Genomic DNA, 23,560 nt, shown 5'->3' on the forward strand with positions numbered 1-23,560 from the left:
CGTGCCCGGGGGGGGTGGATGCCGCGCCGGCGGCGGTGGAGCCCGCCGGCCGGCCGCGGAGGGTCAGCCGGCGGCCGCGGCCTGGTCCGCCTTGTCGGCCGTGCCGGGCTCGCGGTCCGGCGGCGCCGCGCTCGGCGGCGGCGTCGGACCGCCGTCCCGCCGGAACGGGCGCATGACCGATCCGATGACCGAGAAGCGGCCCTGCCGGTTGTTGTAGACGTCCAGGGCGGCGGCGAGCAGGAGCACCAGGCCCTTGATGATCTGCACCCGGTCCGAGCCGACGCCCTCGAGCTGCAGGCCGTTGTTGAGCAGGGCCATGACCAGGCCGCCGACGATCGAGCCGCTGACGGTGCCGAGGCCGCCGGAGACGGCGGCGCCGCCGATGAACACCGCCGCGATCGCGTCCAGCTCCCAGTTCAGGCCGTCCTGCGGTCCGGAGGCGGCGGACCGGGCGACGAAGATCATGCCGGCCAGCGCGGCGAGGATCCCCATGTTCGTCATCACGAGGAAGTTGACCCGGCGGAGCTTCACGCCCGACAGCTCGGCGGCGCGGGAGTTGCCGCCGACCGCGTAGATGTGCCGGCCGCCGGCGGCGTTGCGGGTGTAGAACGAGTAGGCGATCACCAGGGCGGCCAGGATGATGCCGGAGATCGGCAGGCTGGTGCCGACCCGTCCGCCGGCGAAGCGCAGCGTGGCGAAGATGATGACGCCGAGCATCACCGCGAGCCGGACCCCCGAGACCCACAGCGGGGTGAGCTCCGCGTTCATCTGCTGCCGCACCTGCCGGGCGCGCCACTCCCGCCAGACGACCGCGACGCAGGCGGCGAGGCCGAGCAGCAGGGTCGGGTTGTTGTAGCCGGTGTCGGGCCCGACCTCGGGCAGGTAGCCGGCGCCGATCTTGCGGAAGCCCTCCGGGACCGGCACCGTGTCGGCGTTGCCGACGTACTGGTTCGCGCCTCGGAACAGCAGCATCCCCGCCAGCGTGACGATGAACGCCGGCACCCCGGCGTAGGCGACCCAGAATCCCTGCCAGGCGCCGATGACCGCGCCGACGAGCAGGCCGAACACGATTGCCGCGGGCCATGGCAGGTCGTACTCCTGCATCGCCTTGGCGACCATGATGCCGGTGAACGCGGCGACCGAGCCGACCGACAGGTCGATGTGCCCGGCGACGATCACCATCAGCATGCCGACGGCGAGGATCAGGATGTAGGAGTACTGGCTGACGACCGCGATGAGGTTGCCCGAGGTCAGGGTGAGGCCCTCGGTGAGGAACTGGAACAGCAGGATGATCGCCACCAGTGTGAAGATCATCCCGAACTGCCGGGCGTTGGACGTGGTACCCCCGAAGAGGTTCTTCTTCAGCTCTTGGTATCGGCTCATGGCGTCGCCGTCTTCTTGGTCGAGGTCATCTGCTTCATGAGGAGTTCGGGGTCGGCCTCGTCGCGCGGCACCACGCCGGTGATGGTCCCCTCGAACACCGTGTAGATCCGGTCGCAGAGGCCGATCAGCTCGGGCAGCTCTGAGGAGATGACGATGACCCCCTTGCCCTGCTCGGCGAGCCGCTGGATGATCCCGTAGATCTCGTACTTGGCGCCCACGTCGATGCCGCGCGTCGGCTCGTCGAGGATCAGCAGGTCGGGGTCGGTGAACATCCACTTCGCCAGCACGACCTTCTGCTGGTTGCCGCCGGACAGCTTGGTGACGCCCTCGTCGACCGTCGGCGTCTTGATCCGCAGGCTCTGCCGGTACTCGTCGGCGACCCGGTGCTCCCGGACCCGGTCGATCACGCCGCGCCGGGCGATCTTCGACAGCTTGGCGGCGACCACCGAGGTCTTGATGTCGTCGAGGAGGTTGAGCCCGATCGCCTTGCGGTCCTCGCTCACGTAGGCCAGGCCGTGCTCGATGGCGTCGGCGACCGTCTTGAGCTGGATCTCCTTGCCGTCCTTGTAGACGTGCCCGCCTTCCCAGACCCCGTAGGACCGGCCGAACAGGCTCATCGCGAGCTCGGTGCGCCCGGCGCCCATGAGCCCCGCGAAGCCGACGATCTCACCGCGGCGAACGGTGAAACCGGAGTTGCGGCACACCAGCCGCTCGGCGGAGACGGGGTGGCGCACGGTCCAGTCGCGGACCTCGAAGAACACCTCGCCGATGTCGGGGGTGTGCTCGGGGAACCGGCCGCTCAGCTCGCGGCCCACCATGCCGCGCACGATGCGGTCCTCGTCGACCCCGTCGGCCTGGACGTCGAGCGTCTCGATGGTCCGCCCGTCGCGCAGGATCGTGATCGAGTCGGCGACGGCCGCGATCTCGTTGAGCTTGTGCGAGATCATGATCGAGGTGATGCCCTGCCGCTTGAACTCGCGCAGCAGGTCCAGCAGGTGCCGCGAGTCGGTCTCGTTCAGGGCCGCGGTCGGCTCGTCCAGGATCAGCAGCTTCACGTCCTTGGCGAACGCCTTGGCGATCTCGACGAGCTGCTGCTTGCCGACGCCGATGTCGCTGACGAACGCGTCGGGGTCCTCCTTGAGGCCCACCTGCTCCATCAGTTCGAGGACGCGGTGGCGCGCGCCCTTCCAGTCGATCACTCCGCCCCGCCGCGGTTCGTTGCCGAGGAAGACGTTCTCGGTGATCGACATCCCCGGTACCAGGGCGAGCTCCTGATGGATGATCACGATGCCGGCGCTCTCGCTCGCCCGGATGTCGCCGAACCTGACCTCCTCGCCGCGGTAGATGATCTCCCCGCTGTAGGTGCCGTGCGGGTGGACGCCGCTCAGCACCTTCATGAGGGTGGACTTCCCGGCGCCGTTCTCGCCGCAGATGGCGTGGATCTCGCCGGTGCGGACCGCCAGGTTGACGTCCGCCAGAGCGGTCACGCCCGGGAACGTCTTGGTGATCGAGCGCATCTCCAGCAGGTACGGGGCGGAACCGGCGTCCTCGCCGGGGCGCGTGTCCTTGGCGGGGTTCATGCCCGATGCCCCCTGCCCCGCAGCCCGCCACGGCTGCGCGTGTCCGGTCCCGGGGGGACGCGGCGTGCCTCTGACATCAGCTTCTCCGATGGTCTTGCGTCGCCTGCGGACGCGGGCCGGGAGGGTCCGGCATGACCCGGCGGCCGCCGGCGTGTGACGCGCGTTACGTCCAGAGCACCTTAAATCCAATTGTTTTACAAAGTCAAAGCCACGGGCCAGAATAGAGTCGGCGCCGGTCAGGGGGACCGGCGCCGGGCAGAAAGGACCTTCGTTGCGGCGAGCAGGCACGAATCTTCCCAAGGTCGGGCGCTACAACCGGGCGGTGGTGCTCGACCAGATCCAGCTCGCCGACGGCATCAGCCGGGCCGAGATCGCCGAGCGCACGGGGCTCACGCCGCAGACCGTCTCCGGGATCACGCGCAAGCTGCTCGACGAGGGGATCGTGCGCGAGGACGGATCCAGCCGCGTCGAGGGGCTCGGCAAGCCCCGGACGACCCTCCGGATCAACAGCGACGCCGGCAGCGCCGTGGGGCTGCACTTCGACCCGGTGGAGCTCGCCTGCGTGGTCGTCGATCTGGTCGGGCATCCCCTGGTGCTCAAGCGCCGCCCGACGCCCGCCGGCGCCCGGCCGGACGAGGTCGTCGCGGCCATGGCGGACCTGGCCGGCGACGTCCTCGCCGAGGCCGACGTGCCGCGCGAGCGCGTGCTCGGCCTCGGCCTCGCCAGTCCCGGCCCGATCGACCAGGACAGCGGCATGGTCGTCGCCCCGCCGAAGCTCGCCCACTGGACGCGGGTGCCGATGAAGCAGCTGCTGAGCGAGGCCACCGGCCTGCCGGTCACGCTGGACAACGACGCCACCGCCGCCGCGATCGGCGAACGCTGGTCGGGCGCCGGGCGGGGGGTGGCCAACTTCGCCTACTTCTTCTTCGGCACCGGCATCGGCGGCGGGCTGATCCTCGGCCACCAGGTCCACCGGGGCGGCTCGCTCAACGCCGCGGAGTTCGGGCACACCTCCGTCCGGCTGGACGGACCGCGCTGCTACTGCGGGAACCGGGGGTGCCTGGAGAGCCTGGTCAGCCCCGCCGCCATCGCCGCCGAGACGCGGCGCCGGCTGGAGGAGGAGCCCGCCGGCAGCGCGCTCGCGGAGCCGTTCCGGCGCGACCCGGACGCCGTCGACCACGAGGCGGTCCTCACCGCCGCCGCGCAGGGCGATCCGCTCGCCGCCGCGGTCATCGGCGACGCCGCCGACCTCGTCGCCGCCGTCGCCGTCAACGTCGTCAACATCGCCGACGTGGACCTGATCGTGCTGGGCGGCCACGGGATCAGGCACGTCGAGAAGCTCTACCTCGACGCCGTCACCGAGGCCCTCGCGTCCCGGCCGCTGTCGCGCCACGTCCGGGTCGCCGAGGCCGCGGTCTCGCCCCTCGGCGCCGACGCCGCCGTGGTCGGCGCGGCCTCGCTCGTCCTGCACGCCACCTACTCCCCCCAGCTCTCGGCGCTCCTCGAGGACTGACCGGAGCGATCCCGGGCTCCCACCAAGGAAGTGTTCATGGACCATGACGTCGTGCTCGCGGTGGACATCGGCGGCACCAAGATCAGTGCCGGCCTGGTCGGCGCGGACGGGCAGGTGCACCGGCAGGCCGAAGTCGCCACCCCCGCCACCGAACCGCTCCTGGAGGAGGCGATGCGCGGGCTGCTCTCCTCGGTGTCCGAGGGCGCGGCCCCGCACGCGGTCGGGCTCGCCTCCGCGGGGCCGGTCGACCCGCCGCGCGGCCGGGTCAGCCCGGTGAACATCCCGGCGTGGCGGGACTTCCCGCTGCTCGACCTGGTCGGCGCCATCGTGCCCGGCGTGCCCTCCGTCCTGGTCGGGGACGGGATCGCGGCGGCGCTGGGCGAGCACTGGCTCGGCGCGGGCCGCGGCGTGGAATCGATGCTCGGGATCGTCGTCTCCACGGGCGTCGGCGGTGGTCTCGTCCTCGCCGGCGCGTCCTACCCGGGCCCGAGCGGCAACGCCGGGCACATCGGCCACGTCGTCGCCGACCCCGCGGGCCCGCCCTGCACATGCGGGGCGACGGGGTGCGTCGAGGCGTACGCCAGCGGGCCGTCCATGGTCCGGTGGGCCCGCGGCGAGGGGTGGACGGGCGCCGACGCCCGCGCCCTGTCCGCCGACGCCTCGCAGGGCGACGCCGTCGCGCTCGCCGCGTTCGACCGGGGCACCCGGGCGCTGGCCCGCGGCATCGCCGCCACGAGCGCGCTGTGCGACCTGGACCGCGTCGTGGTCGGGGGCGGCGTCGCGGCGGCCGGCGAGCCGCTGTTCGCGCCGCTGCGCGCGCACCTCGCCGGCTTCCTCACGCTGGAGTACGTCAAGCGGCTGACCGTCGTCCCGTCCGAGCTCGGCCGCACCGCCGGCCTGCTCGGCGCCGCCCGCAGCGCGCTCCCGGCCTCCCACCCCGCGGCCGCCTAGGTCCGGCCTCCGCGATCCGCGCCGACGGCGACGGCGACGGGCCGTGCCACCCGCGGTGGCACGGCCCGTCGCCTCAAGGGGTCACCCGGTCATGCGAACGCCCACGCGAAGACGTGGAGGGACCCTCTACTCTCGGGAGTGTTCAGCGTCATGCTCTTCACCTGCTTGGCCGGGTCGAGGTCGATCGGGGTGGCACCGAAGACGTAGACGTTGATCTCGTCCTTGGTCCCGTCGTCCCCGTTGCGGTAGGGGGTCTTGGCCACGATCTCGTTGCCGAAGCGCGGGGGATACGCGTCGGCGCCGAGCGCCCAGTCGCTGAACGCCAGCTCGCTGCGCTGGGTCGATCCGTCGGTGTACGTGATCGTCACCGTGGACGGCGCGTCGCCGTTGCCCGCGGCGCCGAGGAACGCGAGCTTGGACGCCTTGGGCCCGTCGGGCAGCTCGATCGTCTGACCCTGCGCGTGCACGTTGTCCATCTGGCCGGGCCTGCGCGACGGCCAGTCGAACGTGAAGCCGTTCCACGACACCTGCTTGCCCGGGGACAGGCCGGCCGCGGCGAGCGCCTCGGCCGAGTACGACCAGCCGCCGCCGTCGAAGTTGGCCTGACCGGTGGCGCCGTCCGCGGAGACGCCGGCGTTGTTCTGGTACCACGCGATCGTCCCCCTGCGGGCCACGTTGATCGTCAGCCCCGCGTCGCCGGCGCCGGGTATCGCGATCGGCACCGTGTGGTAGTCGAGCTTCGCGTCGGCGGCCACCGAGACCGTGATCTTCTGGTCGGCGTGCCCGGACGCCGGGACCCGCAGCGTGCCGGACGACGGCGTCAGCGTCACACCCTGCGGCGGCGTGGCCTTCCACTCGACCTCGCCTCCCGACGCCAGCGCCTGGACGCGCAGCGTCGTGGTGGTGCTGCCGCCGGGCTCCACCGGAACGAGGCCCGGGTCGACCGCCGTGAGATAGCTCTTACCGCCCTCGGTGAACGACGGCGGCGCGTCCGACTCGGCCGCCCCGAACTCGGTGTTCGGCGACGTGCCGAGGGTGAAGTCGAGCGTCCCGCCCGACCGCGCGAACGACTCGGGCAGCCAGGCCTTCGTGGTGGCCTTCCCGTTCACCTTGAGCGCCTGGATGTAGCGGGACGTCTCCGCGCCCGGCGCCTTGATCGTCACCTTCTGGCCGGAAGAGCGCCGCACCTCGATCTTGGAGAAGGCGGGCCCGTTCACCATCAGCTCCGCCCGGCCCGGGATCGCCGGGTACACGCCGAGCGAGGCCCACACGTACCAGGCGGACATCGTCCCGAGGTCGTCGTTGCCGACCAGGCCGTCGGGGGTCGGCTTGAACAGCTCGGCGCGCGCCCGGTGCACGACGTCCTGTGTGCGGTACGGGCGGCCCGCCCACGCGTACAGCCACGGCGACTGGAGCGAGGGCTCGTTGCCGAGGTAGGCGAGCGGCTTGTGCGGGCCGGCGTTCAGCTCGGCGAAGAACGCGTCGAGCCGCTTGGCGGCGGCGTCGCGCCCGCCCATCGCGTTGAACAGGCTCTTCACGTCCGCGTAGGTCATCCAGTGGTACTGGGCGCCGTTGCCCTCCACGTACCAGTTGGAGTCCGCGGGGTCGAACGGGCTGAGGAACGAGCCGTCGGCGAACCGCGGCTGGATCCAGCCGTTGAGCGGGTTGTAAAGGTTCTGCCAGCCGTGCGAGCGCGCCATGAACGTGCCCGCCGTGGCCTTGTCGCCGAGCCGCTCGGCCATCTGGGCGATGCCGAAGTCGGCCAGGTTGTACTCCATGGTCGTGGCGGGGTCGCCCGGCACGTAGCCGATCTTGAGGTAGGAGGCGTTCCCGGGCCGCTCGGTGTACCCGGACTTGGCCCCGACGCGCTCCGCCCCGGCCACCATCGAGGCGAGGGCGCCCTTGGCGTCGAAGTCGCGCGCCCCGAACGCGTAGGCGCTCGCGATCATCGAGTGGTACGGGTCGCCGTTCATCACGCCGGTGATGGTGTTCTGGTGCGACCAGCGGTCCCAGACGTCGCCGATGGCGCGGGCGTTCTCATGCAGCGACCGCGCGATGTCGCTCGCCACGTCCGGGGCCAGGAACGCGAGGAGCTGGATCTCGCTGCGGTAGATGTCCCAGCCGGAGAACGTCGCGTAGTGGTGGCGCCCCTTGGGCGCCTTGTGGGTGCGGTAGTCGAACCCGGTGTAGGTGCCGTCGACGTCGTCGAACACGTACGGCTGGAGGAAGGAGTGGTAGAGCGCGGTGTAGAACGTCCGGAGGGTGTCGGGCGTGCCGCCCTCGACCCTGATCTGCCCGAGGCGGCGCTGCCAGGCGGCGCGCGTGGCGGTGCGCACCGCGTCGAGCGGCTTGCGGCCGATCTCGGCCCGGAGGTTCTTCTTCGCGCCGTCGATGCTCACGTACGACAGGCCCGCGCGCATCTGGACGGGCTTGCCGCCGTCGAACTGGAGGTACACCCCGGAGCCGGGGCCCTTGACGGTCACGTCGCCGGCGAAGGTCCGCTGTGACGGGACGAGGGGCCGCCCGTCCCGGCCGTTGTTGACCCGGCCGCTCGTCTTGCGCGGCGTCTGCGGGACGTCGGCGGGCGACTTGCCCCGGACGCGCTCGTTGCCGGGCTTGACCGAGTCGTCCTTCCAGGTGCCGGACGCGGTGATCGGGCGGTCGAAGGTGGCGTGGAAGTAGACGTAGTACTTGGTGGACGTCCCGCAGAACCCGCCCGTCCTGGCCCAGCCCGAGACCGTGTTGCCGCTGATGGTCGCCTCGGCGTCGTCGACGCCGTTGATGGAGCCGGTGACGTTCAGCAGCAGGGTGCCCGGCTTGCCCGCGGGGAAGGTGAAGCGGCCGACGCCTCCGCGCGTCGAGGCCGTCAACTCGGTCCTGACCCCCGAGTCGGCGGTGACGGCGTAGTAGCCGGGGCTCGCCTGCTCGTTCTCGTGCTTGAAGGTCTGGACGTAGTCCGAACCGTGGGTGGCGGGGGAGGCGCCGATCGTCCCGGAGATCGGGATGACGGGGAAGTCCTGCGCGCCCGTGCAGCCGGGGCCGGAGATGTGGCTCATCGAGAACCCGCGCAGCCTGTTGTCCTCGTACTTGTAGCCGCCTCCGGACGTGCGGACGGTGTCGGGACTCCACTGCATCATCCCGAACGGGGCCGCGGCGCCGGGGAAGTTCATCCCGGCCCCGCCGCCGTGTCCGAAGTCGGGACCGCCGTCCTTGGTGCCGACGAACGGGTTGACGTAGGAGGTGAGGTCCGGGGCCGCCTGCGCCGTGGCGGCGGGGACCGCGGCGGAGGCCAGGGGGAGCAGGAGGACGGCGAGGCCGCCCGCAAGCCGGCGTCTGAGCATGAGTGTCTCCTCAGTGGGACGCACGGACGTATGACAACGTTGTCAGGATGGTGATCGCCCGGCACCGGCGCGTCAACGACCGGATCCGGCCATGGCGGACCGTGCCCCGGTCATGGTGACATCGTTGTCATGACGAACAGGGGGACGCCGCGGCCGACCATGCGCGATGTGGCCGCGGCGGCGGGGGTCAGCCTCAAGACGGTGTCGCGCGTGGTGAACAACGAGCCCGGCGTCCGGCCCGAGACCGGGGCGGCGGTCCGCGACGCCATCGCGCTCCTCGGCTTCCACCGCAACGACCTGGCGCGCACCCTGCGCGGCGGCCCGACCGGCACCGTCGGCCTGGTCATCCAGGACGTGGCCAACCCCTTCTACTCGCTGGTGGCGCGCGGCGTCGAGGACGTCGCCCGCGAGGCCGGACGGCTGGTGATCCTCGGCAGCTCCGGCGACGGCCACGTGCGCGAGCACGTGTACCAGCGGGAGCGCGAGCTCACCGCGTCCCTCTGCGAGCGCCGGGTCGACGGCCTGCTGATCGTCTCGTCGGGCGCCGCCGACCGCCGGCTCGCCGAGTACGGCACGCCGGTGGTCTACATCGACCAGCCCGGTCCGCTCGACGTCGACACCGTCCTCACCGACAACGCCGGCGGGGCGCAGGCCGCCGTCCGGCACCTGCTGGCGCACGGCCACCGCCGGATCGCGTGCCTGCTCGACCGCACGGAGGTCTTCACCGCCCGCGAGCGCCACCGCGGCTACGTCGCCGCGCTGGCCGAGCAGGGGATCGCGGAGGACCCGGCCATCGCCCGCATGATGATCCAGGACGCCGCGGGCGCCGAGCGGACGATGGCCGGGCTGCTCGGCCTGCCCGATCCGCCGACCGCCGTCCTCACCGGCAACAACCTGCTGACGGCCGGCGCGCTGCGGGCGATCCGGGCCGCGGCCGGTCCGGTCGCGCTGGTGGGGTTCGACGACTTCGAGCTGGCCGACCTGCTCTCGGTCACGGTCGTCGCGCACGACCCCGCCGCGATGGGGCGCCGCGCCGCCGAGCTGCTGGAGCGCCGCATCGGCGGGTACGCGGGCCCGCCCGAGCACGTCCTGAACCCCACACGCCTGGTGGAGCGGGGCTCGGGAGAGATCCCCCGCGAGCCGGCCTGATCCGCCCCTCTCTCAGCGGTGATCGCGGAGTAGGCCGGCGTCGTTGAGCGCGATGCGGACGTCGCGGGTGAAGCCGGCGGTGTCGTCGAGTCCGAACGTCGTGTACTGCAGGACGAAGCCGTGCAGCAGCGCCATCACCACCCGCGCTCCGCGATCGGGATCAAGGTCGGCCGGCACGCTGCCTGCCCGTTGGCCATTGCGGAGAGCGTCCGCGATGCGTCTGCGCACGTGCTCGAAGCCCGCTTCGGCCTGCTGCCGGAGCCCCGGGTTCCGCAGCAGTTCGCCCCATGCCTGGACGGCGCAGCGCAGAAGCTCGTCAACGGGCACGGCCTCACCCGTCCCGTCCACGGCGACCTCACCGCTCACCGGCTCGATCGCCGCCGCGACCAGATTGCCGACCGTCACGTCGCCGGCGGTGTCGACGAGCCGCTCGACGGGATCGAACATCACCCGGAAGGCGCCGCTCGCTATCTCGACGATGATCTCCTCCTTGCCGGCGAAGTAGCGGTAGGGGGCGCCGACCGACACGCCCGCTTCACGGGCGATGTCGGGCATCGAGGTCCGATGGAAGCCGTCCCGCGAGAAGCGGCGACGGGCCGCCGCCACGATCCGCGCCCGGTTCGCCGCCCGGCGGTCGTCGGTGATGCGCGGCACGGGGCACACCCTTTCTCCGTGAATGAACGGTCATTCGCGATACTATTAAAGTGAAAGGTCATTCACGGAAGCGCCGTGACGAGAGGAGGCCCTGTCATGGCCGATCCGAAGCTCAAGGTGGGCGTCTACCGGTACGAGCACACCGAGCCGCTGTTCGACGGGCGGGTCACGATGGACGGCGTCGACGCCACCCTGGAGACCTCACCGCTGATCTCCGACATCTTCCGCCGCATGGCCCAGGGGGGGTTGGACGTCGCCGAGTTCGGGCTGACCTACTTCCTGCGCATGTTCGATCCGGCCGATCCGCCCTTCCTGGCCCTGCCGATCTTCCCGAACCGCAACTTCCGCCACTCGGCGCTGTTCGTGAACGCCGACAGCGGGATCGAGCGGCCTGAGGATCTGGCGGGCAGGACGGTCGGCGAGTTCGCGCTGTACGGCCACGATCCGGGTGTATGGATGAAGGGCGTCCTGGCCGATGAGTACGGCGTGACGCCCGACCAGATGGAGTGGGTGATCGGCGGCACCGACCACCCCGTCCCGCCGTTCGACTGGATCCCTCAGCCCGTCCCGGACGGCGTTCGCGTCCGCCACCTCGACGATGCCCAGACCCTGAGCGCCCTGCTCGAAACGGGTGAGATCGACGCCCTGCTGTCCGTCGACGTGCCGCAAAGCCTGATCGACGGCTCGACGAAGAAGATCCGGCGGCTTTTCGTCGACTACGAAGCGGTCGAACGGGACTACTACCGTCGCACCGGCATCTTCCCGATGATGCACCTCGTCGCGATCCGCCGGGAGCTGGCCGGGGTGCCCGGCCTGGCGGAGTCGGTCTACCGGGCGTTCTCCCAGGCCAAGGAGCTCGTGCAGGAGCACTACCGAGCCATCGCGGCGAAGCAGCACATGGCCGTGATCACTCCCTGGTTCAGCAGGCTGTTCGCCGAGAACCGCGCGCTGCTGGGCGAGGACTGGTGGCCCTACGGTGTCGACGCCAACCGCAAAGCCGTCGACACCTTCCTGCGCTACCACTACGAGCAGGGCCTGTCCAAGCCGCTGCTCACCTCCGAGGACATCTTCGTCCCCAGCCTGCTCGGCACCCCTTGAGCCGCCGCTGGGGGACGTCAGGTGGAGTCGCGGACGATGAGCTCGACGGGGAAGATCACCGGGTCGGCCTTCGGGGCCACCCCGTCCAGCAGCATCTGGACGATGGTCCGGGCGACCTCGGCGATCGGCTGGCGGACGGTGGTCAGCGGAGGATCGGTGAAGCGGGCGGCGTCGATGTCGTCGAAGCCGACCACGGCGACGTCGTCGGGGACGCGGCGGCCCGCCTTCCGCAGCGCGTAAAGGGCGCCGGTCGCCATCAGGTCGCTCGCGGCGAACACCGCGTCGAGGTCGGGATCGTCCTCCAGGAGCTGGGTCATCGCGGCCGCCCCCGACTCGCGGGTGAAGTCGCCGATGGCGACCAGCGACCGGCGGGCGGTGCCGGAGAGGACGTCGCGGTAGCCGGCCAGCCGGTCCAGCCCCGCGGACATGTCGGGCGGGCCGGTGATGGTGGCGATGCGCCGCCGCCCCCGGGACAGCAGGTGCTGCACGGCGGCCCGCGCGCCTCCGACGTTGTCGGCGTCGCAGTACGGGGGCCGGGCCGTGGACACCGGGCGGCCGTGCGACACCACCGGCACGCCGGTCCGCAGGAGCGCCGCGGGCAGGGGGTCCGCGCCGTGCAGGGACAGCAGGATGACGCCGTCCACGTGGCCGCCCGCGACGTACCGCTCGACCCTGGCCTGCCCTCCCGGCGAGGACGGCATCATGAGCACGGCCTGCCGGTCGGCGGCCTCCAGCTCCTGGCTCACCGTGCGGATCACCTGGGAGAAGAAGGGGTCGTCGGAGAAGACGCGGGCGGGGGGCTCGGAGACCACCAGCCCGATCGACCCCGTCCGCTGGGTGACCAGGCTGCGGGCCGCCGAGTTCGGGACGTAGCCGAGTTCCTCCACCGCCCGCAGTACGGCCGTGCGGATGTCGGGGTTCACGGTGTCCGCCCCGTTGACCACGCGCGACACCGTGGCGCGGGAGACCCCGGCCCTGGCCGCCACGGCCTCCAGCGTGGGACGTTTCATACAGGCTTTCCCCCGAGTCCGTTACGGGCGATGACGTCGCGGAACCACCCCGCGCTGTCCTTGGGCAGGCGGCGCTGGTCGGCGTAGTCGACGTAGACGATCCCGAACCGCTTGCCGTAGCCCTCGGCCCATTCGAAATTGTCCAGAAGCGACCATACGAGATACCCCCGCAGGTCCGCACCGGCGGTCAGCGCGGCGTGCGCGGCGCGCAGATGCCCGTCCAGGTAGCGGATGCGGGCGTCGTCGCGCACCCGCCCGTCCTCGTCGGGGACGTCGTCGAACGCGGCGCCGTTCTCGGTGACGACGAGGGGCACGCCCGGGTAGTCGCGGCTGAGCCGGACCAGCAGGTCGCCCAGGCCGTCCGGCACGATGGGCCAGCCCATCGCCGTGAGCGGCGGCCCGGCCGGCGGGAACGCGATGCCCTCGGACCCGGGGTAGGCGGGGTTCGGCGGGGTGCCGGGGACGGCCGCCACGTAGGTCGGGTTGTAGTAGTTGATGCCGACCGAGTCGATCGGCTCGGCGATCACGGCCAGGTCGTCGCCGCGGACGTGGTCGAGCCCGCCGTCGCGGGACGCCACCGCCAGCACCGGCTCGCAGTACGCGCCGCGCAGCACCGGGTCGAGGAACTGCCGGTTGAGCAGCGCGTCGACCAGGTCGGCGGCGGCCGCGTCCGGCTCGGAGCCCCCGGCGGCGACGATCGGGGCGAGGTTGAGGGTCAGCGAGATCCGCGCGGCCCCGCCGGCGCGCAGCCGCCGGGTCGCCAGGCCGTGCGCCACGAGCAGGTGGTGCGCGGCGCGGAAGGCGTCGGCGGCGCTGGTCCGGCCGGGGGCGTGCACGCCCGCGCCGTAGCCGAGGTACGCGGCCACCCACGGCTCGTTGATCGTCGTCCAGGTGTCGACGCGGTCGGCGAGGCGGTCGTGCACGAGGCCGGCGTAGTCCGCGAACCGCAGGGCGGTGTCGCGGGCCGTCCACCCGCCGAGGTCCTCCAGCGTCTGCGGCAGGTCCCAGTGGTAGAGGGTGGCGTACGGGGTGATCCCGGCCTGGAGCAGCTCGTCGACCAGCCGGTCGTAGAAGCCGATGCCGCGGGGGTTGACCGGGCCGGAGCCGTCGGGCTGCACCCGCGGCCAGGCCACCGAGAAGCGGTAGACGCTCAGCCCCAGGCCGGCCATCAGGCCGACGTCGTCGCGGAACCGGTGGTAGTGGTCGCACGCGACGTCGCCGGTGTGCCCGTTCGCGACCTTGCCGGGGACGCGGCTGAAGGTGTCCCAGATCGACGGGCCGCGGCCGTCGTCCCGCGCCGCGCCCTCGATCTGGTACGCCGCGGTGGCGGCCCCCCAGACGAAGCCGGGCGGGAAGGTGAGGGGCCGGTGGTCGGTCTGGAGCGTGGTGGCCGTCATCGTCCTGGCTGTTCTCTCCGCTGGTGAGGGGTGGGTCGTCATGCCTTGAGAGCGCCGTCCATGATCCCGCTGATGATCTGCCGGCCGAACAGCACGAAGACGGCGAGCAGCGGCAGCGTCGCCACCGCGGTGCCGGTGAACATCAGCGAGTAGTCGGTGTAGTAGGCGCCGTTCAGCAGGTTGAGCGAGTACTGGACGGTGGGGTTGTCGGGGTTGAGCACGGCCAGCGGCCAGATGAACTCGTTCCAGGTCTGCATGAAGGTGAACAGGCCGAGGACGGCCATGGCGGGCCGCAGGACGGGCAGGACCACGCTCCAGTAGATGCGGAAGGTCGAGCAGCCGTCGATGCGGGCGGCCTCGATGAGCTCGTCCGGGACGGCCTGCATCGTGTACTGCCGCATCATGAACACGCCGAAGCCGGTGACCAGGAACGGCACGATGACGGCCTGGAGCTTGCCCGTCCAGCCGATCTCGGCCATCAGCATGTACAGCGGGATGATGCCCATCTGCACCGGCACCATCATGGTCGCCAGCATGACCAGCAGCAGCGCACCGCGGCCGCGGAAGCGCAGCTTGGCGAAGGCGAACCCGGCGAGCGAGGCGAACAGCAGCGTGGAGACGGTCACCGCCGTGGCCGCGATGGCGGAGTTGACCAGCCCGAGGGTGAAGTGCGCCTGCTCGTTGCCGAACAGCCGGGACAGGTTGCGGCCCAGCTCGCCGCCCGGGAGGAGCGGCGGCGGCGTCGACCCGACGACGTCGTTGGTGCGGGTCGCGACGACGAGCATCCAGTAGAGCGGGAACACCGACAGCACGATCGTCGCCAGCAGCGTGATGCGGGTGAGCGGGCCGGCGTCCCACAGCGCCGCGACGGTACCGCCGCGCTTCGCCCGCGGCCTGCCGGGCGTCCTCTGGATCATCATTTCGTCCCTCCCACCCGGCGCAGCCACACGAAGTTGAGGAGGGATCCGACGAGGATGAGCATGAAGAGCATCCAGGAGACGGCGGACGCGTAGCCGTAGTCGAACCGCCGGAACGCGTTCTCGAACATGTACATGGTGACCGTCTGGAACTGCCGCAGCGATCCCCCGGCCATGTCGCCGTTGCCGAACAGCAGCGGCTCGGTGAACAGCTGGAACCCGCCGATCGTGGAGACGATCGCGGTGAAGATGATGGTCGGCCGCAGCATCGGCAGCGTGATCGACCAGAACTGCCGGGCGCGGGACGCCCCGTCGATCGCCGCGGCCTCGTACAGGTCGCGCGGGATCGACTGCATCGCGGCGAGGTAGATCAGCGCGTTGTAGCCCGTCCACCGCCAGTCGACCATCACCGAGACCGCGATCCAGGCCGTCGAGCGCCGCGCGGCCCAGTCGAGATGGTCCACCCCGAACCAGCCGAGCACCCAGTTGACCATGCCGAAGTCCCGGCTGAAGAGCTGGCCGAAGACGATGGCCACCGCGGCGATCGAGGTGACCATCGGGACGAGCACGCCCATCCGCACCAGCGTCCGCGCGCGCATCCGCTGGTTGAGCGCGTTCGCGAGCACCAGCGCGAGCAGCAGTTGCGGGACGGTGGCGAGGACGAACATGCCGACGGTGTTGCGGACCGCGTTCCAGAACTGCGGGTCGGTCAGGACGAGCTCGAAGTTCTCCAGCCCCACGAACTCGTGCGTGCCGAGCAGTTCCCAGTCGTGCAGGGCCACCCAGACCGTGTAGCCCATCGGGAAGAGCCCGAAGAGGAAGAAGAGCAGGAAGTACGGGGAGATGAACAGGTAGGGCGAGAGCTTCACGTCCCACCTGGCGAGCATGGTGCGCGCCCCGCGGCGCCGGGGCGGGGTCCCGGGCGGCAGCGCCGCCCGGGACTCCGCGCGGGAACCGATGGAGACCGTCATCGAGCCTCGCGTTCGGCGTCGTCGAGGGCCTTCTTCCACGCCGCGTCGGGGGAGAGCCGGCCCTGCTCCAGCGCGAGAAGCGCGTCCTCGAAGCGCTGCTGCACCGGGTTGGTGTCGGCGCCCAGGTGAAGCGGCTTGATCGCCTTCGCGCCGCGGGCGTAGATCTGCCCGACCGGGGCGTCGCTGAAGTACTCGTTCTTGAACGACGTCACCGCGGGGTCGTCCAGTGCTTGCGGGGACGAGGGAAGGTTGTTGCGCGCCTTGAACGCGGCGATCTGGCTCTTCGTGCTGGTGAGGTACTTGACCAGCTCGGCCGCCTCCTTGGCGTGCCGGCTCTGCTTGGGCACGGCGAGGAACGAGCCGCCGCGGCTGCCCGAGCCGCCCGGGATCGCCGCGACGTCCCACTTGCCGGACGCCTCCGCGCCGGCGTTCTCCTTGATGACGCCGAGCATCCAGGACGGGCAGGCGATGGTCGCGAACTTGGCCTGCTTGAAGCCGGAGCCCCAGCTCGGCTCGAACGACTTCAGCCCGGCCGACAGCCCGGCCTGCTGGATCTTCAGGGTCGTGTCCCACGCGCTCCGGACCGCGGGGTTGCTCCCGGCCACGAGCTTGCCGGAGGGGTCGAAGAACGTGTGGCCGACGCTCTGGCTCGCGGTCTGGGCGAGGATCGTGTTGTAGAGGTTCACCGAGCCGTCGACGAACTTGGAGTCCTTCGCCTTGGCGGCGTACTTCTGGCCGGTGGCGATGTAGGCGTCCCAGGTCGGCCAGAGCTTGCCGACCTCCTCGCGGCCGGTCGGCAGGCCCGCCTTCTTGAACAGGTCGGTGCGGTAGCACATGGCCAGGCCGCCGATGTCGGTGCCGAGGCCGACGAGGTACTTCCCGTCGGGGCTGAGCGCCTGCTTCCACTTCCAGTCGAGGAAACCGTCCTTGAGCGAGCCCGCCCCATGGTCGAGCAGGTTCACGAACTTGTCGGGACTGGCCATGAACTTGGTGAGGATCCCCTCCTCGATGGCGACGACGTCGCCGGCGCCGCTGCCCGCGGCGATCCACTGCTCCAGGCGGGGCAGGTACTCGTCGAGCTGCACCACGTTGCGGTGCTTGATCGTGATGCCGGGGTGGGAGGCCTCGTACTGCTTGAACAGCTCCTCGTAGCCGAAGGTGCTGAAGGTGTCGACGGTCAGCGTGACCGAGCCGTCCGAGCCGGTTCCGGAGTCCGCGTTCCCGCAGGCGGAAAGGCCGAGCGCCAGGACGGCGACGGAGACGAGGCCGGACGCGAGGCGGCGGTGGGATCTGCGCATGGCTGTCCTCGGGGGTGGTGTGGGGGTCAACCGGGATCGGTTGAGAGAGCGCTCTCGCAGAGAATGGCTTCACCAGGGAGGACTGTCAAGAGAGCGACTCTCTCGCCCAGCTCGGCAGAAATCGCCAAAGGACATAGCGCCTGTTCAGATGAGGTATCCGCCTCAGAATCTTGAAGAGAGCGCTCTCTCGCTCTTGACGGGTAGGTCCCGACGGACGACATTGGCCCCACCAGAGGGCAGGCATCCCCGCGCCTGCTCCACCCCAACTCTGGAGGTCCCCCCGCCATGACCCCACTGAGACGTCCCCGCCTCTGGCGCAGGTGCGTGCTCGCCGTGGCCGCCGCCGCGCTCCCTGCGGCGGTCGCGACGGCCGCGCTGTCACCGTCGGCCGGCGCGTCCGTCCCGCCGCCGCCGGACGGCTGGAGCCTGGTCTGGAGCGACGACTTCGACGGCCCGGCCGGCTCGCCCCCCTCGTCCGCGAACTGGATCGTCGACACCGGCCACGGCTACCCGGGCGGCCCCGGCAACTGGGGCACCGGCGAGATCCAGCGCTACACGGCCGATCCCGCCAACCTCGGCCTGGACGGCGGCGGCAACCTGCGGATCACCCCGGTCAAGTCCTCCTCGGGAGAGTGGACGTCGGCCCGGATCGAGACGCAGCGCACCGACTTCAAGCCCGCCGACGGGCGCGTCCTGCGCATCGAAGGACGCATCCAGATGCCCAACGTCACCGGTAACCAGGCTCTCGGCTACTGGCCGGCGTTCTGGGCACTGGGCTCCCCGTACCGCGGCAACTACCAGAACTGGCCGGCGATCGGCGAGTTCGACATCATGGAGAACGTCAACGGCATCAACTCGGTCTGGGGCGTCCTGCACTGCGGCACCAACCCGGGCGGGGCGTGCAACGAGACCAACGGGATCGGCGCCAACCGCGCCTGCCCCGGGTCGTCCTGCCAGTCGGCGATGCACACCTACCGCTTCGAGTGGGACCGCAGCGTCAGCCCCAACCAGCTGCGCTGGTACGTGGACGGCGAGCAGTTCCACAGCATCAGCCAGAGCCAGCTCGACGCCACGACGTGGTCGAACATGACCGGGCACAACGGCTACTTCCTGCTGCTCAACGTGGCGATGGGCGGCGGGTTCCCGGACGGCGTCGCCGGGCATGCCACGCCCACGGGCGACACCGTCTCGGGTCGCCCCATGCTCGTCGACTACGTCGCGGTCTGGCAGAGCGGATGATCTTCAGGAGCGGCCGGCCGGCCGGCTCCCTCTGAAGATCACATCGGCCGCCGCCGAGCCCGCGAACGGGTCGGCGGCGGCCGCACGGTCCCGACGGCCAGAGGTCGGACAACGAAAAAGGAGTGACGGCCCGCGCGGTGCGCGAACACATCACTCCTCGTGAGTGTGGGCGATACTGGGATTGAACCAGTGGCCTCTACCGTGTCAAGGTAGCGCTCTCCCACTGAGCTAATCGCCCGTTCCGCAGCCTCCGGGGAGGCCCGGTTTGAGGTGGAGACGGGATTTGAACCCGTGTACACGGCTTTGCAGGCCGTTGCCTCGCCTCTCGGCCACTCCACCAGAAGGAGACCTCTGGGTCATAGCCGAAAAGGCCCCTCAGAGCGGAAGACGGGATTTGAACCCGCGACCCTCACCTTGGCAAGGTGATGCTCTACCCCTGAGCCACTTCCGCGTGCGCCCTGCGGCGACGGAGGAAACATTAGCGCGTCCTGGGCCGTTCCCCAAACCGGTTTCCCGGCGGGCCGCGTCCCGGATGCTTCGGCGCAGGTCGAAGGACGGGTCGCTTAGGGTCGGTGGCATGGGCTCCGAACAGGTCGTGAGTGCGGACTTCGCGCCGGTGGCGGCGCTGCTCGCGGATCGGGCGCGGGCCGCGATGCTGACCGCGCTGCTCGACGGGCGGCCGCTCGCGGCGGGGGAGCTGGCGCGGACGGCGGGGGTGAGCGCGCCGACGGCGAGCGCGCATCTGGCGCGGCTGCTGGACGGCGGGTTCGTCACGGTCGTCAAGCAGGGGCGGCACCGGTACTACCGGTTGCGGGGCGGCGAGGTGGCGCAGGTGATCGAGGCGTTGTCGCGGATCAGCCCCCCGGTGCGAGTGCGGAGCCTGCGGCAGTCGCGGGACGCGCGGCGGCTGCACGAGGCGCGGACGTGCTACGACCACCTGGCGGGCGTCGCCGGGGCGGCGCTGTTCGCGGCGCTGCTCGACGGCGGCCTGATCGAGCCGGCCGGGGGCGAGGCCTACGAGGTGACCGAGAAGGGCGAGGACCGGCTGGGGGCGCTGGGCCTCGACCTGGCGGCGCTGCGGCGGGCGCGGCGCAGGTTCGCCTGGCACTGCCTGGACTGGACGGAGCGGCGGCCGCATCTGAACGGGGCGCTGGGGGCGGCGCTGACCGAGCGGATGATCGAGCTGGGGTGGTTCGAGCGGGGGCCGACGCGGCGGGCGCTGGTCGTGACGGAGGCGGGCCTGGCGGGCCTCGCGGATTCGTTCGGGTGCGTGCTGGGGTGAGCTTCGCGTACGCCGGAGGCCTGCTGGCCACCGGTCTCGCCGACGTCACGACCGATCCCGCGGCGCTGGACTCGGCGGGCTGGTGGGCCGTGGTGGTGACCTACGAGGGCAAGGCCACATGCGCCCGGTTCGAGACGGTGCGGCCCGCGCCGCACCCCGGCGGTGTGTGGGCCGGGACGGGGGAGTGGAGCACCTCCCTGGACGAGGCCGCCTACGTCGCGGGGGTCGAACGCATCCGCGAGGCCATCGCGGACGGGATCGTCTACCAGGCCAACCTGTGCCGGGTGATGTCGGCGGAGCTGCCGCGACGGGCCGACATCACCGGGCTGGGGGCCCGGCTGGCGGCCAGGCATCCGGCGCCCTACGCCATGACGCTGAAACTGCCCGGCCTCGAAGTCGCCTCCGCCTCCCCCGAGCTGTATCTGAGCCGGGACGGGGACGTGGTCGAGTCCCGTCCGATCAAGGGGACCGGGCGGACGGCGGGCGACCTGCTGCCCAAGGACCGCGCCGAGAACGTGATGATCGTCGACCTCGTCCGGAACGATCTGGGCAGGGTCGCCGAGACCGGCTCGGTGACCGTGCCGGGGCTGTGCGAGGAGGAGGAGCACCCGGGGCTCGTCCACCTGGTGTCGACGGTCCGGGCGCGGCTCGCCGGAGGCGGCTGGCCCGAGCTGCTCGCCGCGACGTTTCCTCCCGGTTCGGTGACCGGTGCCCCGAAGTCGAGCGCGCTGACCCTGCTCGAAGAACTCGAACCCGTCCCCCGGGGGCCGTACTGTGGGGCCATCGGCTGGGTGGACGCGGACTCCCGGCGCGGTGCCCTCGCGGTGGGCATCCGGACTTTCTGGGCGGACGGCGGGCTGCTGCGGTTCGGCACGGGCGCGGGTATCACGTGGGGGTCCGACCCGCTCCGCGAATGGCGCGAGACCGAGCTGAAGGCGGCTCGGCTTTTGGAGGTGGCTTCCAGTGACGGCGCAGGCCAGGATCTGGCTGAACGGGGAACTCGTCGACCCTGAACGGGCGACCGTGTCGGTCTTCGACCACGGGATGCTCGTCGGGGACGGCGTCTTCGAGACGGTGAAGGCGACGAACGGGGTGCCGTTCGCGCTGACCCGCCATCTGGCGCGGCTGGCCCGCTCGGCGGCCGGGCTGGGCCTGCCCGAACCCGACCAGGACGCGCTCGCCCAGGGCACCCTGGAGGTCCTCGCCGCGGCGCCGAAGTGGCCGCTGGCCCGCATCCGCATCACCTACACCAGCGGGCCCGGCCCCCTCGGCTCGAACCGGGGCGACGAGGGGCCGACCGTGTCGATCATCGCCGGGCCGCAGGCGCCGTTCCCGGCGACGGCCGACGTGACCGTGGTGCCCTGGCCGCGCAACGAGCGCGGGGCGCTGTGCGGCCTGAAGACGACGTCCTACGCGGAGAACGCCCTGGCCCTCGCCTACGCCGGCGAGCGCGGCGGCGGGGAGGCGATCTTCGGCAACCTCGCCGGGAACCTGTGCGAGGGGACGGGCAGCAACATCTTCGTCGTCATCGGCGGCCGGCTGCTCACGCCGCCGCTGTCGTCCGGCTGCCTGGCCGGGGTGACGCGGGCGCTGACGCTGGAGTGGTGCGGCGGCGAGGAGGAGGACCTCGCGCTGGACGACCTGTACCGGGCGGAGGAGGCGTTCCTGACGTCCACGACCCGGGACGTCCAGCCGATCCGGGCCGTGGACGGGACGGTCCTCCCGGCGGCCCCCGGCCCGATCACCGCCAAGGCCGTGGAGGCGTTCGCCGCCCGCTCGGCCGAGCTGATGGATCCCTGACCGGAGAAAATGATCTCCAGGGCCTTTACGTGATCGATTTCTTCGTTCACGTTCGAGGGTGACGCTTGTAGGAGGTCACCCATGGTCTTCTCCAGTAGGGGCTTCTCCGGGAGACGGATCGGCGCGGCGGCCGCGCTCGTCATGGCGGGCTCGGTGCTCGCCGGGTGCGGCGGCGGCGGATCCTCGACGGATCCCGACCGGGGCAAGGACGCCAAGAGCTTCTCCCTGACCATCACCCGCAACGCGATCGAGGGCGGCAAGAACACCGAAGAGGCCGAGTGGATCACCAGGACGGTGATCCCGAAGTTCGTGGCCGCGCAGAAGGCCAAGGGCGTCACCGCGAAGGTGACGTTCCGCGGCCAGGGCGTGGACGACGAGGCGTACAAGACGAAGCTCGCCCTCGACCTGAAGTCCCGGTCGGGTGCCGACATCATGGACATCGACGGCATCTGGGTCGGCGAGTTCGCCCAGGCCGGCTACATCGCGCCGCTGCCGGACGTCGTGGGACCCCCGGCGGACGCATGGGACGGCTGGACGAAGATCCCTGGATCGGTCCAGAAGCTCGCGATGTTCGACGGCAAGCGCTACGGCGTGCCGCCCGCGACCGACGGACGCCTGATCTTCTTCAACAGGAAGCTGTTCGCGCGGGCCGGGCTGCCTGCCGACTGGCAGCCGAAGACCTGGCAGGACGTCCTCACCGCGGGCCGCGCGCTGAAGAAGGTCCCCGGCGTGACCCCCATCCAGCTGAACGCGGGCACCGCCATGGGCGAGGCGACCAGCATGCAGGGGGCGCTGCCCCTGCTCGCCGGCGCCGGCGCCGAGATCCACGCGGACGGCAAGTGGACGGGCGGCGGCCAGGCCGTCAAGCAGGTCCTCGGCCTGTACGCGCAGATCTACGGCGCCGAGGGCCTCGGCGACCCGAAGCTCCAGCAGGAGGCCAAGGGGCGCGACAAGTCGTTCGAGGAGTTCGCCGCAGGCAAGATCGGGATCCTGTTCGAGGGCGACTACTTCTGGCGGGACGTCCTCAACCCGAAGACCGGTGTCGCGAAGATGAAGACCCGCGACCAGGACGTCGGCTACGCGCTGATCCCCGCCGTGTCGGCGGGCAAGGGCGTGCGCGGGCAGTCGTTCGTGAGCATGTCGGGCGGGTCGGTGACCGTCCTCAACCCGAACACCAAGTACCCGCAGCAGGCGTTCGAGCTGCTGGCGTTCATGAACTCGCCGGAGATGGTGAAGGCGCGGATGGCCGGCACGCCCGAGATCACGTCCCGGACGGACGTGAACAGGGAGATCCTCGCGGGCGACCCGTTCCTGACGTTCGTGTCGGAGAAGGTGCTGCCGGTCACGTCCTACCGTCCGGGTCTCGCCGCGTATCCGCAGGTGTCGACGGCTCTGCAGGAGGCCACCGCCGCCGTGGTGTCGGGCAAGAGCCCGGACCAGGCCGCCGCCGAGTACACCCGGAAGCTCGAAGGGATCGTCGGTGGCGCCGCCCACGTCGCCCCGCGCTGACGTCACGGTCGCGGCCGCGCCGTCCCCCGGGGACGACGCGGCCGGGCTGGGGAGGGGGCGCGCCGCCGCGTTCGTCGCGCCCGCGCTGGTGCTCGTCGCGGTGTTCCTCGTCTTCCCGGCGCTCTGGACGCTCTACCTGGGCGCGACCGACTACCGGCTCACGGGCATCGCGGCCAGCGATCCGCAGGTGGTCGGGACCGCGAACTACCGGGAGGTGCTCGGCGACGGGGAGTTCCACCGGTCGCTGTGGCTGACGCTGCAGTTCGTCCTCGGGTCGGCGGTGATCGGGCAGACCGTCCTCGGGTTCGCCATCGCGTGGGTGATGCGCGACCGGCCGGGCCTGGTCAGACACCCCATGTCGTTTGGGTGTCAAGCGGCGTGGGATTGGGTGTGGTGCGACCAGGCGGTTGCTTCGTCGTAGAGGGTGCGGGTCTTGAGGCATCCGTGGAGGATGCCGACGAGGCGGTT

At 71.4% G+C, this 23,560-nt stretch carries 19 protein-coding genes and 3 tRNA genes; 10 read left to right on the forward strand and 12 right to left on the reverse strand.

Features of this window, described 5'->3' with window-relative positions; all coding sequences use genetic code 11:
- Window positions 1-63: 63 nt before the first annotated feature.
- Complete coding sequence (gene mmsB, locus ABGB11_RS17845; protein ID WP_347634070.1) at window positions 64-1,383, reverse strand: multiple monosaccharide ABC transporter permease; 1,320 nt, start codon at window positions 1,381-1,383, stop codon at window positions 64-66.
- Window positions 1,380-2,963, reverse strand: a complete 1,584-nt coding sequence (gene mmsA / locus ABGB11_RS17850; RefSeq protein WP_347634072.1) for a multiple monosaccharide ABC transporter ATP-binding protein — start codon at window positions 2,961-2,963, stop codon at window positions 1,380-1,382. The genes mmsB and mmsA overlap by 4 nt, the downstream gene beginning before the upstream one ends.
- Window positions 2,964-3,234: 271 nt before the next feature.
- Here mmsA and ABGB11_RS17855 point away from each other — a divergent pair, with 271 nt between their 5' ends.
- A complete protein-coding gene (locus ABGB11_RS17855) occupies window positions 3,235-4,476 on the forward strand; it encodes an ROK family transcriptional regulator (RefSeq protein WP_347634074.1) in 1,242 nt (413 codons plus the stop codon).
- A 36-nt stretch (window positions 4,477-4,512) separates the two neighbouring features.
- Window positions 4,513-5,427 (forward strand): ROK family protein, encoded by a 915-nt coding sequence (locus tag ABGB11_RS17860; RefSeq protein WP_347634076.1) that lies wholly within the window; start codon window positions 4,513-4,515, stop codon window positions 5,425-5,427.
- 89 nt (window positions 5,428-5,516) lie between these two features.
- On the opposite strand, the gene ABGB11_RS17865 is transcribed toward ABGB11_RS17860, so the two are convergent.
- On the reverse strand, window positions 5,517-8,768 hold the full coding sequence (locus tag ABGB11_RS17865) for a GH92 family glycosyl hydrolase (RefSeq protein WP_347634078.1): 3,252 nt from the start codon (window positions 8,766-8,768) through the stop codon (window positions 5,517-5,519).
- A gap of 129 nt (window positions 8,769-8,897) precedes the next feature.
- Between ABGB11_RS17865 and ABGB11_RS17870 the strand changes: the two genes are divergently transcribed.
- Complete coding sequence (locus ABGB11_RS17870; RefSeq protein ID WP_347634080.1) at window positions 8,898-9,917, forward strand: LacI family DNA-binding transcriptional regulator; 1,020 nt, start codon at window positions 8,898-8,900, stop codon at window positions 9,915-9,917.
- 12 nt (window positions 9,918-9,929) lie between these two features.
- On the opposite strand, the gene ABGB11_RS17875 is transcribed toward ABGB11_RS17870, so the two are convergent.
- On the reverse strand, window positions 9,930-10,571 hold the full coding sequence (locus ABGB11_RS17875; protein WP_347634082.1) for a TetR/AcrR family transcriptional regulator: 642 nt from the start codon (window positions 10,569-10,571) through the stop codon (window positions 9,930-9,932).
- Window positions 10,572-10,667: 96 nt separating this feature from the next.
- Between ABGB11_RS17875 and ABGB11_RS17880 the strand changes: the two genes are divergently transcribed.
- Complete coding sequence (locus tag ABGB11_RS17880; protein WP_347634084.1) at window positions 10,668-11,669, forward strand: hypothetical protein; 1,002 nt, start codon at window positions 10,668-10,670, stop codon at window positions 11,667-11,669.
- A gap of 17 nt (window positions 11,670-11,686) precedes the next feature.
- Here ABGB11_RS17880 and ABGB11_RS17885 read toward each other — a convergent pair whose 3' ends face one another.
- Genes ABGB11_RS17885 through ABGB11_RS17905 form a run of 5 tightly spaced genes read right to left on the reverse strand, consistent with a single transcriptional unit; the run spans window position 11,687 to window position 17,262 of the window.
- Window positions 11,687-12,679, reverse strand: coding sequence for a LacI family DNA-binding transcriptional regulator (locus ABGB11_RS17885; protein WP_347634086.1), 993 nt, complete (start codon window positions 12,677-12,679; stop codon window positions 11,687-11,689).
- Window positions 12,676-14,076, reverse strand: coding sequence for a GH1 family beta-glucosidase (locus ABGB11_RS17890; RefSeq protein WP_347634088.1), 1,401 nt, complete (start codon window positions 14,074-14,076; stop codon window positions 12,676-12,678). The genes ABGB11_RS17885 and ABGB11_RS17890 overlap by 4 nt, the downstream gene beginning before the upstream one ends.
- Window positions 14,077-14,114: 38 nt before the next feature.
- A complete protein-coding gene (locus ABGB11_RS17895; RefSeq protein ID WP_347634090.1) occupies window positions 14,115-14,996 on the reverse strand; it encodes a carbohydrate ABC transporter permease in 882 nt (293 codons plus the stop codon).
- Complete coding sequence (locus ABGB11_RS17900) at window positions 14,993-15,964, reverse strand: sugar ABC transporter permease (protein WP_347634092.1); 972 nt, start codon at window positions 15,962-15,964, stop codon at window positions 14,993-14,995. Before ABGB11_RS17900 ends, ABGB11_RS17895 begins: the two co-directional genes overlap by 4 nt.
- Entirely contained in the window at window positions 15,961-17,262 is a 1,302-nt protein-coding gene (locus ABGB11_RS17905) for an extracellular solute-binding protein (RefSeq protein ID WP_347634094.1), read from the reverse strand. Before ABGB11_RS17905 ends, ABGB11_RS17900 begins: the two co-directional genes overlap by 4 nt.
- Window positions 17,263-17,547: 285 nt before the next feature.
- Here ABGB11_RS17905 and ABGB11_RS17910 point away from each other — a divergent pair, with 285 nt between their 5' ends.
- Window positions 17,548-18,501: a glycoside hydrolase family 16 protein gene (locus ABGB11_RS17910; protein ID WP_347634097.1), complete on the forward strand. Its 954-nt coding sequence runs from the start codon at window positions 17,548-17,550 to the stop codon at window positions 18,499-18,501.
- A gap of 166 nt (window positions 18,502-18,667) precedes the next feature.
- On the opposite strand, the gene ABGB11_RS17915 is transcribed toward ABGB11_RS17910, so the two are convergent.
- From ABGB11_RS17915 to ABGB11_RS17925, 3 genes are all read right to left on the reverse strand, one after another.
- Window positions 18,668-18,739 (reverse strand) — tRNA-Val (locus ABGB11_RS17915).
- Window positions 18,740-18,769: 30 nt separating this feature from the next.
- Window positions 18,770-18,840 (reverse strand) — tRNA-Cys (locus tag ABGB11_RS17920).
- 40 nt (window positions 18,841-18,880) lie between these two features.
- A tRNA-Gly gene (locus tag ABGB11_RS17925) sits at window positions 18,881-18,952 on the reverse strand.
- 126 nt (window positions 18,953-19,078) lie between these two features.
- Between ABGB11_RS17925 and ABGB11_RS17930 the strand changes: the two genes are divergently transcribed.
- From ABGB11_RS17930 to ABGB11_RS17950, 5 genes are all read left to right on the forward strand, one after another.
- A complete protein-coding gene (locus ABGB11_RS17930) occupies window positions 19,079-19,783 on the forward strand; it encodes a helix-turn-helix domain-containing protein (protein WP_347634099.1) in 705 nt (234 codons plus the stop codon).
- Complete coding sequence (locus ABGB11_RS17935) at window positions 19,780-20,796, forward strand: chorismate-binding protein (protein WP_347634101.1); 1,017 nt, start codon at window positions 19,780-19,782, stop codon at window positions 20,794-20,796. The genes ABGB11_RS17930 and ABGB11_RS17935 overlap by 4 nt, the downstream gene beginning before the upstream one ends.
- Entirely contained in the window at window positions 20,747-21,583 is an 837-nt protein-coding gene (locus ABGB11_RS17940) for an aminotransferase class IV (RefSeq protein WP_347634103.1), read from the forward strand. Before ABGB11_RS17935 ends, ABGB11_RS17940 begins: the two co-directional genes overlap by 50 nt.
- Window positions 21,584-21,664: 81 nt before the next feature.
- Entirely contained in the window at window positions 21,665-23,092 is a 1,428-nt protein-coding gene (locus tag ABGB11_RS17945; RefSeq protein ID WP_347634105.1) for an extracellular solute-binding protein, read from the forward strand.
- A complete protein-coding gene (locus ABGB11_RS17950; RefSeq protein ID WP_347634107.1) occupies window positions 23,064-23,513 on the forward strand; it encodes a hypothetical protein in 450 nt (149 codons plus the stop codon). The genes ABGB11_RS17945 and ABGB11_RS17950 overlap by 29 nt, the downstream gene beginning before the upstream one ends.
- The last annotated feature ends 47 nt before the right edge of the window (window positions 23,514-23,560 follow it).

Origin of the sequence: Actinomadura sp. B10D3, from assembly GCF_039871695.1 — a bacterium.
GTDB classification, from domain to species: Bacteria; Actinomycetota; Actinomycetes; order Streptosporangiales; family Streptosporangiaceae; genus Spirillospora; species Spirillospora madurae.